General features: G+C 71.3%; 12 protein-coding genes. 6 read left to right on the plus strand and 6 right to left on the minus strand.

Annotation, left to right across the window (positions count from 1 at the left end):
• Positions 1 to 164 precede the first annotated feature (164 nt).
• Entirely contained in the window at positions 165 to 1,385 is a 1,221-nt protein-coding gene (locus tag ACZ60E_RS14010) for a cytochrome P450 (RefSeq protein WP_469440323.1), read from the plus strand.
• Positions 1,386 to 1,621: 236 nt separating this feature from the next.
• Here ACZ60E_RS14010 and ACZ60E_RS14015 read toward each other — a convergent pair whose 3' ends face one another.
• Together ACZ60E_RS14015 and ACZ60E_RS14020 are read right to left on the minus strand one after the other, a co-directional pair.
• Entirely contained in the window at positions 1,622 to 3,244 is a 1,623-nt protein-coding gene (locus tag ACZ60E_RS14015; protein ID WP_469440324.1) for an ABC transporter permease, read from the minus strand.
• Complete coding sequence (locus ACZ60E_RS14020; protein ID WP_453795808.1) at positions 3,241 to 4,149, minus strand: ABC transporter ATP-binding protein; 909 nt, start codon at positions 4,147 to 4,149, stop codon at positions 3,241 to 3,243. The genes ACZ60E_RS14015 and ACZ60E_RS14020 overlap by 4 nt, the downstream gene beginning before the upstream one ends.
• Before the next feature lie 118 nt (positions 4,150 to 4,267).
• Here ACZ60E_RS14020 and ACZ60E_RS14025 point away from each other — a divergent pair, with 118 nt between their 5' ends.
• Complete coding sequence (locus ACZ60E_RS14025; protein WP_469440325.1) at positions 4,268 to 4,765, plus strand: GbsR/MarR family transcriptional regulator; 498 nt, start codon at positions 4,268 to 4,270, stop codon at positions 4,763 to 4,765.
• Positions 4,766 to 4,939: 174 nt separating this feature from the next.
• Here the strand turns inward: ACZ60E_RS14025 and ACZ60E_RS14030 are convergent, their stop codons facing one another.
• The gene (locus ACZ60E_RS14030) at positions 4,940 to 5,797 is read right to left on the minus strand and encodes a diacylglycerol kinase family protein (protein ID WP_469440327.1); all 858 of its coding nucleotides are present in this window, start codon (positions 5,795 to 5,797) and stop codon (positions 4,940 to 4,942) included.
• 190 nt (positions 5,798 to 5,987) lie between these two features.
• Here ACZ60E_RS14030 and ACZ60E_RS14035 point away from each other — a divergent pair, with 190 nt between their 5' ends.
• Together ACZ60E_RS14035 and ACZ60E_RS14040 are read left to right on the plus strand one after the other, a co-directional pair.
• Positions 5,988 to 7,274 (plus strand): adenylosuccinate synthase, encoded by a 1,287-nt coding sequence (locus tag ACZ60E_RS14035; protein WP_328495527.1) that lies wholly within the window; start codon positions 5,988 to 5,990, stop codon positions 7,272 to 7,274.
• A gap of 195 nt (positions 7,275 to 7,469) precedes the next feature.
• Positions 7,470 to 7,760, plus strand: a complete 291-nt coding sequence (locus tag ACZ60E_RS14040; protein WP_384805817.1) for a hypothetical protein — start codon at positions 7,470 to 7,472, stop codon at positions 7,758 to 7,760.
• Positions 7,761 to 7,812: 52 nt separating this feature from the next.
• Here the strand turns inward: ACZ60E_RS14040 and ACZ60E_RS14045 are convergent, their stop codons facing one another.
• From ACZ60E_RS14045 to ACZ60E_RS14055, 3 genes are all read right to left on the minus strand, one after another.
• Complete coding sequence (locus tag ACZ60E_RS14045; RefSeq protein ID WP_384805815.1) at positions 7,813 to 8,463, minus strand: hypothetical protein; 651 nt, start codon at positions 8,461 to 8,463, stop codon at positions 7,813 to 7,815.
• Positions 8,464 to 8,581: 118 nt separating this feature from the next.
• Positions 8,582 to 9,319, minus strand: a complete 738-nt coding sequence (locus ACZ60E_RS14050; protein ID WP_384805813.1) for a GntR family transcriptional regulator — start codon at positions 9,317 to 9,319, stop codon at positions 8,582 to 8,584.
• A 157-nt stretch (positions 9,320 to 9,476) separates the two neighbouring features.
• A complete protein-coding gene (locus tag ACZ60E_RS14055; protein ID WP_384805811.1) occupies positions 9,477 to 10,835 on the minus strand; it encodes an aspartate aminotransferase family protein in 1,359 nt (452 codons plus the stop codon).
• Positions 10,836 to 11,028: 193 nt separating this feature from the next.
• Between ACZ60E_RS14055 and ACZ60E_RS14060 the strand changes: the two genes are divergently transcribed.
• Together ACZ60E_RS14060 and ACZ60E_RS14065 are read left to right on the plus strand one after the other, a co-directional pair.
• On the plus strand, positions 11,029 to 11,655 hold the full coding sequence (locus ACZ60E_RS14060; protein ID WP_469440330.1) for a type 1 glutamine amidotransferase family protein: 627 nt from the start codon (positions 11,029 to 11,031) through the stop codon (positions 11,653 to 11,655).
• On the plus strand, positions 11,652 to 12,206 hold the full coding sequence (locus ACZ60E_RS14065; protein WP_469440332.1) for a MarR family winged helix-turn-helix transcriptional regulator: 555 nt from the start codon (positions 11,652 to 11,654) through the stop codon (positions 12,204 to 12,206). The genes ACZ60E_RS14060 and ACZ60E_RS14065 overlap by 4 nt, the downstream gene beginning before the upstream one ends.
• The last annotated feature ends 68 nt before the right edge of the window (positions 12,207 to 12,274 follow it).

Below are 12,274 nucleotides of genomic sequence, written 5' to 3' on the forward strand. Positions count from 1 at the left end.
CGGGGGCGCGGGGTACGGCGCAGTCTTTTGTCTTTCAGGGGCGCGGGGAACTGCGCGACCAGCCCCGACCGGCCCGCAGCCGAAACCGACGCCCGGAGAGCGAACCCCCAGTTCAAGAGGGCAGGCCCTGTCCAGACAGGGACACAACCGGCTAGCGTCCGGACATGGCAGCCATCAACCCCCCGAAGTCCTTCGACCCCTGGGACCAGACCTTCCTGGCGGACCCCTACCCCGCGTACGCGGACCTCCGCGCCCACGGCAGGGTCCACTACTACGAGCCCACCAACCAGTGGCTGGTACCCCACCACGCGGACGTGTCGACGCTGCTCAGGGACCGCAGGCTGGGCCGCACCTACCAGCACCGGTTCACGCACGAGGACTTCGGACGGACCCCGCCCCCGCCCGAGCACGAACCGTTCCACGTGCTGAACGACCACGGCATGCTCGACCTGGAACCGCCGGACCACACCAGGATCAGGCGGCTCGTGTCGAAGGCGTTCACCCCGCGCACGGTCGAACGGCTGCGGCCGTACGTGGACCGGCTGGCGTCCGACCTCGTGGGCGAGCTGGTCGCCGCGGGCGGCGGAGACCTGCTGACGGTCGTCGCCGAGCCCCTCCCCGTGGCGGTGATCGCGGAGATGCTGGGCATCCCGGAGTCCGAACGGGCGCAACTGCGGCCCTGGTCGGCGGACATCTGCGGGATGTACGAGCTGAGCCCGTCGAAGGAGACGGCGGAGAAGGCGGTACGGGCGTCGGTCGAGTTCACCGAGTTCCTGCGGGAGCTGATCGCGGTACGGCGCAAGGAGCCCGGGGACGACCTGATCTCGGGGCTGATCGCGGCGTACGACGAGGGGGACCGGCTCAGTGAGCAGGAGATGATCTCGACGTGCGTCCTCCTCCTCAACGCGGGCCACGAGGCGACGGTGAACGCCACGGTGAACGGCTGGTGGGCGCTGTTCCGGCACCCGGAGCAGCTGGCCGCGCTGCGTGCGGACCGGGGGCTGGTGGGTACGGCGGTGGAGGAGCTGATGCGGTACGACACGCCGTTGCAGCTGTTCGAGCGGTGGGTGCTGGACGAGATCGAGGTCGACGGGACGGTGATTCCGCGGGGGAGTGAGGTGGCGCTGCTCTTCGGGGCGGCGAACCGTGACCCGGCGGTGTTCGCCGCGCCGGAGGCGCTGGATCTGTCGCGGGTGGAGAATCCGCACATCTCCTTCAGTGCGGGAATCCATTACTGCATCGGGGCGCCGCTCGCCCGGATCGAACTCGCCGCGTCCATGGGGGCGTTGTTGGAGCAGGCTCCCTCGCTTCGGCTCGCGGCCGAGCCTTCGCGGAAGCCGAACTTCGTCATCCGGGGGTTGGACGGGCTACTGGTCGAGGTCTGACGGACCGGTCGTGACGGACCGGCTGTGACGTGCGGGTGCGTCGTGGCTGGTCGCGCAGTTCCCCGCGCCCCTGAGGTGGCGGGGTCTCGCCGTTGTGAGTCGTCCGCGGGTCCGGTGGGGGCGGGTCGCGCAGTTCCCCGCGCCCCTGAAAGGCAACCGATTGCGCCGTTCCCCGCGCCCCCGAAAGGCAAAAGCCTGCGCCGTTCCCTGCGCCCCTTGAGGGCGCCTTCGGCGTCTCAGCCCGTTGTCAGGTCGCGGCGGGTGAAGGCCGCCAGGCCTGTCGTGGTCAATGCCGTGGCGATCGCCGTGAGTGTCAGTACCGGGGGCCAGGTCATTTCCGTGCCGGGGAGATGTGGCAGGTGGGCGAAGGGGGAGAGGTTCAGCAGGGGGGCGGGGAGGTTCAGGGCCGGGCCGATCCAGCCCAGGAGCAGGGCGGTGCCGGCCACCGCCCACGCGGCCGGAGCGAGCTGTGGAGACACCCCGTACAGGAGGACCGCGAGGGCGCCGATGGTCCAGATCGCGGGGAGTTGGACCAGGCAGGCGCCCAGGACGGGGCCCGGCGACCGCCCGTAGCCGGCTGTCAGGCCGAGGCCGCCCAGGAGCATGATGAGCACGGCCCCGCCGAAGGCGATCAGCAGGTGGCCGCCGGCCCAGCGCAGGCGGCCCACCGCGCCCGCGAGGACCGGTTCGGCGCGCTGGGAGGTCTCCTCGCCGTGCAGCCGCAGCACGGACTGGACGACGTACAGCGCGGCGACCATGCCGAGCATGCCGACCATCGTGGCGAGGAACGCGTCGGTGATGCCGGACTGTCCGCCCATGCGCTCGATGATCTCGCGGGTGCGCTCGTTGTCGCCGACCAGATCCGTCGCACCCTGCGTCACCCCGCCGAAGGCGGCCCCGGCGGCGAGGAAACCGAGACTCCAGCCGAGTACGCTGCCGCGCTGCAGTCGCCAGGCCAGCGCGCCCGCCGTACCGAGGCGGCCGGCGGCGGGGCCGGGCCTGGTCGCGAGGAAGCTCATGCCGACGTCGCGGCGCCCGGCCAGTTCGTACGCGGTCGCGCCCTGGAGCGTGACGGCGGCGGCGAAGAGCAGCAGGACCCACCAGCGTTCGTGCGCGAAGGGACGCAGGTTCTCCAGCCAGCCGACGGGGGACAGCCAGGTCAGCACGGACGAGCCGTCGCTCACCGAGGAGTCACCGGCGGCCCGCAGCGCGAACGCCGTGCCCAGCAGGCCTCCCGTCAGCCCCTTCGCGAGCCGCGCGCTCTCCGTGAGCTGGGCGGCGACCGCCGCAGCCGTCGCGAAGACCATGCCGACCCCGGCCGTGCCGAGCCCCAGCGCCGGGGCGCCCGACGAGCCCTGCCCGGCGAGGCCGGCGGTGATGAGCAGGGCGAGGGCCGCGTTCGCGACGAGGGCGGCGAGGAGCGCGGCGGTCAGCGGGGCGCGGCGGCCCACCATGCCCGCCGAGACCATCTCCTGACGGCCGCTCTCCTCCTCGTCCCGGGTGTGCCGCACGACGACGACCAGGCTCATGATCCCGGCGAACACCCCCGCGTACGCGCCGATGCGCCACGCCACGAGTGCGCCGAGCGAGTCGCCGAACACCGGCCCGTACAGGGCGCGCAGGGAGCTGTTGGTGAGCATCTGGTGGGCGAGGTCGGTGCGTTCGGCGGCCGTGGAGTACACGCTCTTCAGGGAGCCCGGCATGGCGACCACCATCAGGGCGACGACGCCGACCCAGAGCGGGATCACCACCCGGTCGCGGCGCAGTGCGAGCCGCAACAGGGGCCAGGTGCCCGCCAGTTGGCGCGTACCCCTGCCCCGTACGGCGGTGGGCCCGGCGGTCGGGGTCACGGCGGTCATCGGGACACCGCCTCCGCCTGCACGTCCTCCTGGTAGTGGCGCAGGAAGAGTTCTTCCAGGGTGGGCGGCGTGGAGGTCAGGGACCGTACGCCGGACGCGGTGAGTGCGCGCAGTACGGCGTTGAGCCTGTCGCTGTCCACCTGGAGCCTGACCCGGGCGCCCTGGACGTCGAGGTGGTGGACGCCGGGCAGGGCGGCCAGTCCGTCGGGGGGTCCGGCGAGTTCGGCGGTGACGCTGGTGCGGGTGAGGTGCCGCAGCTCGGCGAGCGAACCGGTCTCGACCGTGACGCCCTTGCGGATGATGCTGACCCGGTCGCACAGCTCCTCGACCTCGCTGAGGATGTGGGAGGACAGCAGGATGGTGCGGCCCCGGTCGCGTTCCTCCTCGACGCACCGCTGGAAGACTTCCTCCATCAGCGGGTCCAGGCCCGACGTGGGCTCGTCGAGGATCAGCAGGTCCACGTCGGAGGCGAAGGCGGCGACGAGGGCGACCTTCTGCCGGTTGCCCTTGGAGTAGGTGCGGCCCTTCTTCGTGGGGTCCAGTTCGAAGCGCCGGATCAGGTCGGCGCGGCGCGTCTGGTCGAGGCCGCCGCGCAGACGCCCGTACAGGTCGATGACCTCGCCGCCGGACAGGTTGCGCCAGAGGGTCACGTCACCGGGGACGTACGCGATCCGGCGGTGCAGTTCCACCGCGTCGGCCCACGGGTCCCCGCCCAGCAGCCGCGCGGTGCCCGAGTCGGCGCGCAGCAGGCCCAGCAGGACGCGGAGGGTGGTGGACTTGCCGGCGCCGTTGGGGCCGAGGAAGCCGTGGACCTCGCCGGTCTCGACGTCGAGGTCGAGTCCGTCCAGAGCGTGCGTGCCGCCGAACGACTTGTGCAGTCCGGAGACGGTGATGGCCTTCGTCATGCTTCAGAACGTACGCTTACTTCACAAACTTGTGAAGTTAAGGAAGCGTATGAACGACGGATAGAATTGCCACCCGGTGAACGCGCAGGTGGGGGTACGGGAGAGGACGGATCACGGGATGGCGGAACCGAGTGAGGGCGCGCGTGACGCCGAGGCGGTCTCGAAGTTCGTCGAGAGCTTCGCCGCACAGCTCGTCGAGGCCGGGATGCAGCGGATGCCGGCCCGGGTGTTCGCCGCACTGCTCTCCTCCGACTCCGGGACGCTGACCTCGGTCGAACTGGGCGAACAGCTGCGGATCAGTCCGGCCGCCGTGTCCGGGGCGGTGCGCTATCTCGCGCAGCAGCACATGGTCGCGCGCGAGCGTGAGCCCGGGTCGCGGCGCGAGCGGTACCGGGTGCACAGCAACCAGTGGTACGAGGCGCTCACCAATCGTGAGGCGGTCATCAAGGGGTGGGAGCGGGCTCTGCGCGAGGGCGTGGACAGTCTGGGCGGGGGGAGTCCGGCGGGGCGGCGGTTGGCCGAGACGCTGGCGTTCTTCGAGTTCGTCGACGGGGAGGTGGCGCTGATGATGGACCGCTGGCGGATCCACCGGGAACGCCACTTCGGCGACGGCTGAGGGATTTTTTTCGCCCCCGCCGCCCCTACCCTTCCCGTCACTGCATGGGGGCTGCGCCCCCTCGCCCCCTTTGTCCTCAAACGCCGGACGGGCTGAAGGATATCCGCCGGTCCGGCAACCCTTCAGCCCCTCCGGCGTTTGAGGAGCCTGGGTTCGGGGGCCGGCCCCCGAGGGTCACCCCGGCAGCGTCAACCCCCATGCCCCCTCCCGGACGGTCCACGTCCGCGTCCGCACCGGTCCACCCACCACCGCATCCGCCCGATACCGGAAATCCGCCCCCGACACGGTGATCGTCCGCGCCACGGCCTCCAGCGGCGCCGCCTCCGCGCCGACGGAGACGGGCCGGATCTCGATCCGCGCGCCACCCCCGGCGCCTCCCGGGGTGATCGACACCGCCTCCACGGGCTGGTCCAGGTCGACGAGGGTCCGCCCGTCGACCTCGACCCGCAGCCGCGCGGGCCCGGGGGAGGCGGACGCGGGTGCGCGGGCGGGCCGCGCGGCGAGCGTGCGGACGAGGGACTGGCAGGTCCGCAGCCAGTGCGGGGGATGGGGCGGACCGTCCCCCGCAGGGGAGTCGGCGGACCCGCCCAGCGGCGGAATCCGCAGCGCCCCCAGCACCACCCCGTCACTGTCGTCCACCAGCAGGTCGAGCCGCCGCTCGGACCCGTCGAGCACGGCCCGTGCCGCCGCCACGGCTCCCATGGGCACGCCGAGGGCCCGCGAGAGCGTCAGGGCTCCGTCACCCACCCCCACCGGCACCAGGGACAGTGCGCATCCGGCCAGCTCGCGCCGCCGGTGCAAAAGGGACACGGCACGCAGCAGCGCCCGGTCGTCCCCGATCACGACGGGTCGCCGCGACCCTCTCCGGGCCAGTGCCCGATCGAATTCCTCGGGCCCGTCAGGGAGGCACACTTTTGCCGCCGCACCCGCGCTGAGCACGTCTTTTGCGATCCGTACCGCCTCACCGTCACCGTGACGGGCGACCGGGTCGATGACCACCAGGAGCTGGTCGGAAGTCGCCACCTCGGTCATGCCTCGCTTCCTCGGGTAGCATCTTTGTGCAAGAGCCCCTTGCGCTATTGCGCCAGGGGCTTCGTCTATTCCGGGGCATCCGGTCCGACGGTCGCGGCCAAAGGTGGTCGCCGGCGTACGCAGCCGTACCAGATACAGCCGCGTACGTCCCCGACCTTGGACATGCCCCGCCCGGAAGGGGTGTACGCGCGTGCCCGCACTTGTGCTGCTCGGTGCTCAGTGGGGTGACGAAGGCAAGGGAAAGGCCACCGACCTGCTCGGTGGTTCCGTGGACTATGTGGTGCGCTACCAAGGCGGCAACAACGCCGGCCATACGGTAGTCGTGGGCGATCAGAAGTACGCCCTCCACCTCCTCCCTTCCGGAATCCTCTCGCCGGGGTGCACCCCGGTCATCGGTAACGGAGTCGTTGTCGACCCGTCGGTCCTGTTCTCCGAGCTGAACGGACTGAACGAGCGAGGCGTCGACACGTCCAAGCTCCTCATCAGCGGAAACGCGCACATCATCACGCCGTACAACGTGACGGTGGACAAGGTGACGGAACGCTTCCTCGGCAAGCGGAAGATCGGCACCACCGGTCGGGGCATCGGCCCGACCTACGCCGACAAGATCAACCGCGTCGGCATCCGCGTCCAGGACCTGTACGACGAGTCGATCCTGACGCAGAAGGTCGAGGCGGCCCTCGACGGCAAGAACCAGCTCCTCACCAAGGTCTTCAACCGCCGCGCGATCGAGACCGAGCAGATCGTCGAGGAGCTGCTGACCTACGCGGAGCGGCTGCGCCCGTACGTCGCCGACACCGTCCTGCTGCTCAACAAGGCGCTCGACGACGACAAGGTGGTCCTCTTCGAGGGCGGCCAGGGCACGCTGCTCGACATCGACCACGGCACGTATCCCTTCGTGACGTCGTCGAACCCGACCGCGGGCGGCGCCTGCACGGGTTCGGGTGTCGGCCCGACGAAGATCAGCCGGGTCATCGGCATCCTGAAGGCGTACACGACCCGGGTCGGCGCGGGTCCGTTCCCGACCGAGCTGCTCGACGAGGACGGTGAGGCGCTGCGCCGCATCGGCCACGAGCGCGGGGTCACCACCGGCCGCGACCGGCGCTGCGGCTGGTTCGACGCGCCGATCGCCCGTTACGCGACGCGCGTCAACGGCCTGACGGACTTCTTCCTCACCAAGCTCGACGTCCTCACCGGCTGGGACGAGATCCCGGTCTGTGTCGCGTACGAGATCGACGGCAAGCGCGTCGAGGAGCTGCCCTACTCGCAGACCGACTTCCACCACGCGAAGCCGATCTACGAGAACCTGCCCGGCTGGTCGGAGGACATCACGAAGGCCAAGACCTTCGCCGACCTCCCGAAGAACGCCCAGGCGTACGTGAAGGCGCTGGAGGACATGTCCGGCGCCCCGATCTCCGCCATCGGCGTGGGCCCGGGCCGCGACGAGACGATCGAGATCAACTCGTTCCTCCGGTAGCACCGCTCATCGGCAGGACTGCCCGCGGCAGCACCGCCCGGCGCGCGAGCGACACGCGCGTGACCGCCGCCTCGTACGAACCCATCGTGCGAGGCGGCGGTTTTGCGTGCCCGACCTGTCAATAGCGACATAACGGGCATAATCTGAACGTGTGCGCATGCGCGTGGATCCGCGAGACCGGAGAAGGTGAGTGCGATGCGCGTTCTGCTCAAGGCGACCATGGACACGGAGAGGGCCAACGAGGCGATCCGCAGCGGCAAGATGCCGGAGCTGATGAAGGAGGCGCTGGACCATCTCAAGCCCGAGGCGGCGTACTTCGGCGCCCTGGGCGGCCGGCGCACCGCCCTGCTGTTCCTCGACATGCGGGACAGTTCGGAGCTGCCCGCCATGGGTGAGCCGTTCTTCACCCAGTTCGACGCGGAGGTCGAGGTGTCCCCGATCATGAACGGCGAGGACCTCCAGAAGGGCCTGTCCCAACTCCGCTGAGAGGCCCCGCCGTTCCCCCGGCGGGGCGCTGCCTCCGCTCCCGGAACAGGTCCTAGCTGAAGATGATCATTGAGCCCTGGGCCAGGCTCCGGGTCGCCGCGGCGTGCAGGCCCAGCCACACGTGGCGTTCGCGGGCGAACGGGCTCGCGTCGAAGGGGGCCGGGGCGGCCGGCTCCTCCAACTCCGTGGGTGCCATCGGAGGTTGCGGCGGCACCGGCGGGTTGGCGGGGTCGATGCCGATCGACGGCGCGACCAGTTCCAGCTCGCGCAGCAGCACCTGGGAGGAGCCCAGCGGACCGCCTCCCGCGAGGAGTTCGTCGCTCGACAGCGGGTGCGGGAAGTCGACGGGGACGTACGCGCCCGCGTGGTCGTAGTGCCAGACCAGGTGGGACTGCTGGGCCGTCGTGTCGAACATCTCCAGCAGCTGCTCGTAGTCGCCGCCCAGTTCGCCGACCGGCGTCACCGGCAGCTGGCACACCTGCAGGAGGTACGCGCGGCGCAGGAAGTGCAGCGCGTCGTAGTCGAAGCCCGCGACCGGCGCCACGTCGCCGGAGAGGCCCGGCATGTACGCGTACACCGGCACCGGCGGTAGTCCGGCCTCGCCCAGCGCCTTGTCGTACAGGGCGAGTTCCTCGGCGAAGGGGTTGTCGGGGGTGTGGCACAACACGTCGACGAGCGGGACCAGCCACAGGTCACAGGCCAATTGACAGCTCCTCGTTCAGCACGGTGGTCAAGGCAGCGTAATGGGTGAAGGCACGGTAGGTCCCCCTCGTGCGGGTCGGATACCCCACACCGGCCGGCCCGCCGCAGGCCCGCGGCTCTCAGCCCTGCGCCAGCAGCTCGATCAGCGCCAGCGAGTGGGTGTTGTACGCCGCGACGATCTCGTGCGCCGCCGGGGCGTCCCGCCGGGTGAGGGCGTCCACGAGGTCGGTGTGCTCGGCCCACAGATGGCCGCGCAGATCCTCGATCCGGCGCAGGTGCTGGACCGCGCACACCCAGGACTGGACGCGCAGCCGGTGCAGGAAGTCGGCGAGGTACGGGTTGCCGAACAGGCTGCTCAGCTCGCGCCAGAAGCGCAGGTCGTAGCCGATGAGGACGTTCAGGTCGCCCGCGGCGGCGGCCCGCTGCGCCTCCTCGCCGCGGCGGCGCACCGCGGCGAGCGCGGCGGCGGTGCGCGGGTCGTCGGAGCGGGTGGCGAGCGCCGCGAGGGCGCCCCGGGTGGTGGTGGCCGACGCGTCCAGCAGCCCGTGGAAGATGCTCTCCGTGACGAGGCTGCGGGCCTCGATCATGCCCCGGTAGTCGTTCAGGGAGTACTCGTGGACGCGGAACCCGCGGTGCTGGTCCGCGTCCAGGAGGCCCTGGGCCGACAGATCGACCAGGGCCTCACGGACGGGGGTCGCGGAGACGCCGTACTGCTCGGCGATCTCCTTGACCGTGAACTCCTTGCCCGGCTGGAGGCGCCCGGCGAGCACCTCGTCGCGCAGCGCGTCCGCGATCTGCTGCCGCAGGGTGCTGCGGGTGACGGCCCCATTGCCGCCGCCACTGCCGGTGCCGCGCATCGTCCGGGTCCTTCCCCCATCGAATAAGTACTCGCTCATGTCTACGAGCCAGTCACCTTACGCGTTCGATGTCGGGCCACCCGGATTGCGGGAGTCCTGCGTCACACCCCTCCGCCACGCCCTGTGCCGGGCCTCTCGGCCCGGTCCACGGGAGGCGTCACCCGGCCGTGTGCTCGTCCGCCGCGGAGAGTGCTTCGTCGAGCGCGGCCAGGCCCTCCTTGGCCTCCGCCTCCGTGATGTTGCACGGCGGGACGACATGGGTGCGGTTCATGTTGATGAAGGGCCACAGTCCGTGCGCCTTCGCCGCCGCGCCGAAGGCCGCCATGGGGGCGTTGGCCTCGCCCTGCGGGTTGTAGGGGACGAGGGGTTCGCGGGTCTCCCTGTCCCGTACGAGTTCCAGGGCCCAGAAGACGCCGGTGCCGCGCACCTCGCCGACGCTCGGGTGGCGTTCGGCCAGCTCGCGCAGCCCGGGGCCGAGGACCCTCTCGCCGATCCGGGCGGCCTGCTCGACGACGCCCTCCTCCTCCATCACGTTCAGGGTCGCGACGGCGGCGGCGCAGGCGAGCGGATGCCCGGAGTAGGTGAGCCCGCCGGGGTACGGGCGCCGGGCGAACGTGTCGGCGATCGCCCCGGAGATGGCGACACCGCCGAGCGGCACGTACCCCGAGTTCACGCCCTTCGCGAAGGTCAGCAGGTCCGGTACGACACCGGTGTGGTCGGCGGCGAACCACTCGCCGGTGCGTCCGAAGCCGGCCATGACCTCGTCCAGGACGAAGACGATGCCGTGTTCGTCGCAGAGCGCGCGGACGCCCTCCAGGTAGCCGGGCGGCGGGATCATGATCCCCGCGGTGCCCGGGATCGTCTCCAGGATGATGGCGGCGATGGTGGCCGGACCCTCGAACGCGATGGTGTCGGCGAGGTGCTGGAGCGCGCGCTCGCACTCCTGCCGCTCGGTCTCGGCGTGGAAGGGGGAGCGGTAGAGGAAGGGCGCCCAGAAGCGCACGACCCCGGCTGTCCCGCTGTCGTTCGGCCAGCGGCGCGGGTCGCCGGTGAGGTTGATCGCGGCGGCGGTGCCCCCGTGGTACGAGCGGTAGGCGCTCAGCACCTTCGGGCGGCCGGTGTGCAGTTTGGCCATGCGGGTGGCGTTCTCGACGGCCTCGGCGCCGCCGTTGGTGAAGAAGATCTTGTCCAGGTCGCCCGGCGTCCGCTGCGCGATCAGCCGTGCCGCCTCCGACCGGGCCTCGACGGCGAACGCGGGCGCGAAGGTGGTCATCCTCCCGGCCTGCTCCTGGATCGCGGCGACGACCTTCGGGTGCTGGTAGCCGATGTTCGTGAAGACGAGGCCGCTGGTGAAGTCGAGATACCGCTTGCCGTCGTAGTCCCAGAAGTAGGACCCCTCCGCACCGGCGACGGCGAGCGGGTCGATGAGCTCCTGCGCTGACCAGGAGTGGAACACGTGCGCACGGTCCGCGGCCTTCACGGCGGCGCCGGCCTGGGGATTGGGCTGAGGGGTCATGCGCCCGAGCGTAGGTGGCCGGGGCGCGGGCGCGACATCGGCGTCCTGTCTGCGGTGCGGCCGTGAACGCGACAGGTTGTCGTGTGTGGGGAGGCCCCGGCCGGGCGCCGGGGATGTATTGTCAGCATGCTGTCGTGATGACAGCATGCTGACATACTGAGCGAGCCGGTGACCGCGCGACCGAGGAGAAGCCATGACCCGCGACAGCGTCCGCAATCCCGTCCGAAAGCCCGTGTACCTCGCCGTCTACGACACGCTCGCCGACTGGGAGACCGGTCACACGACCGCGTATCTCGCCCGCGCCGGCCACGAGATCCGGACGGTCGGCCTGTCCGGCGACCCCGTGCGGTCCGTCGGCGGGCTGCGGATCCGGCCCGACGTGACGCTCGACGACGTACGCCCCGAGGACGCCGCGCTGCTGATCCTGCCGGGCGCCGACCTGTGGGACACGGGCGACGCACTCGCCCCCTTCGCCCGCGCGGCGCGGGAGTTCCTGGCGGCCGGCGTGCCCGTCGCCGCGATCTGCGGGGCCACCGCGGGACTCGCCCGCGAGGGACTGCTCGACGACCGCGCGCACACCGGAGCCGTCTCCTTCTATCTGGCCGCCACCGGTTACCAGGGCGGTGACCGGTACGTGGAGGCCGACGCCGTGACGGACCGCGGGCTCGTCACCGCGGGACCCACCGAGCCCGTCGCGTTCGCGCGGGAGGTGTTCGCCCTGCTCGGCGTGTACGAGGGAGAGGTGCTCGACGCCTGGTACCGGCTGTTCCACGACTCGGACGCGCAGGCGTACGCGGTCCTTGAGGCGGCCGGACAGTGAGCGGAACGGGTGACGGGTCGGGCGGGGAGGGCGAGGCGGGCCGGGAACGCCAGGACCTGTTCAGCCGGAGCGCGCTCGCGGTCTTCCGGCTGAACGGCCAGTACCTGGGCGTCGCCGAGGAGTTGGCCGGGCCGGCCGGGCTCACCGCCGCCCGGTGGCAGGTGCTCGGCGCCGTCCTGCGGGAACCCCTGCCCGTCTCGGGGATCGCCCGCGCCATGGGCATCACCCGGCAGAGCGTGCAGCGGATCGCCGACCTGCTGGTGGAGCGGGGGCTCGCCGAGTACGTGCCCAACCCCGCCCATCGCCGCGCCAAACTGCTCCGGCCGACCGGGGAGGGCTTCGAGGCCGTCCGGAAGATCGGCCCGGGTCACGCGGCCTTCGCGGACCGGCTCGCCGAAACCCTCGGCGGGAAGACCGGCGAGAGGATCGGGCAGGAGATCGGCGAGAGGTTCGGGGAGGAAGGACTGGCCGAGACCGTGCGGGTGCTGGAACGGCTGATCGGGGCGATGGAGGCGGTCACGGAACCCGCACCCCCTGTTACGGAACCGTAGACACCGCCCCTGCCGTGTCCTCGTTCCGCCGCACTATCCTCGGGCTGTCGCACATGTACGGGGGAGGG

Source organism: Streptomyces sp. NPDC102514, assembly GCF_055584525.1.

What these genes read in the sequence shown, in the direction of transcription:
- ACZ60E_RS14015 (WP_469440324.1), bottom strand. Translation starts at nt 3,244, where the DNA reads ATGACCGCCGTGACCCCGACCGCCGGGCCCACCGCCGTACGGGGCAGG.
- ACZ60E_RS14040 (WP_384805817.1), top strand. Translation starts at nt 7,470, where the DNA reads ATGCGCGTTCTGCTCAAGGCGACCATGGACACGGAGAGGGCCAACGAG.
- ACZ60E_RS14025 (WP_469440325.1), top strand. Translation starts at nt 4,268, where the DNA reads ATGGCGGAACCGAGTGAGGGCGCGCGTGACGCCGAGGCGGTCTCGAAG.
- ACZ60E_RS14020 (WP_453795808.1), bottom strand. Translation starts at nt 4,149, where the DNA reads ATGACGAAGGCCATCACCGTCTCCGGACTGCACAAGTCGTTCGGCGGC.
- ACZ60E_RS14010 (WP_469440323.1), top strand. Translation starts at nt 165, where the DNA reads ATGGCAGCCATCAACCCCCCGAAGTCCTTCGACCCCTGGGACCAGACC.
- ACZ60E_RS14055 (WP_384805811.1), bottom strand. Translation starts at nt 10,835, where the DNA reads ATGACCCCTCAGCCCAATCCCCAGGCCGGCGCCGCCGTGAAGGCCGCG.
- ACZ60E_RS14030 (WP_469440327.1), bottom strand. Translation starts at nt 5,797, where the DNA reads ATGACCGAGGTGGCGACTTCCGACCAGCTCCTGGTGGTCATCGACCCG.
- ACZ60E_RS14050 (WP_384805813.1), bottom strand. Translation starts at nt 9,319, where the DNA reads ATGCGCGGCACCGGCAGTGGCGGCGGCAATGGGGCCGTCACCCGCAGC.
- ACZ60E_RS14060 (WP_469440330.1), top strand. Translation starts at nt 11,029, where the DNA reads ATGACCCGCGACAGCGTCCGCAATCCCGTCCGAAAGCCCGTGTACCTC.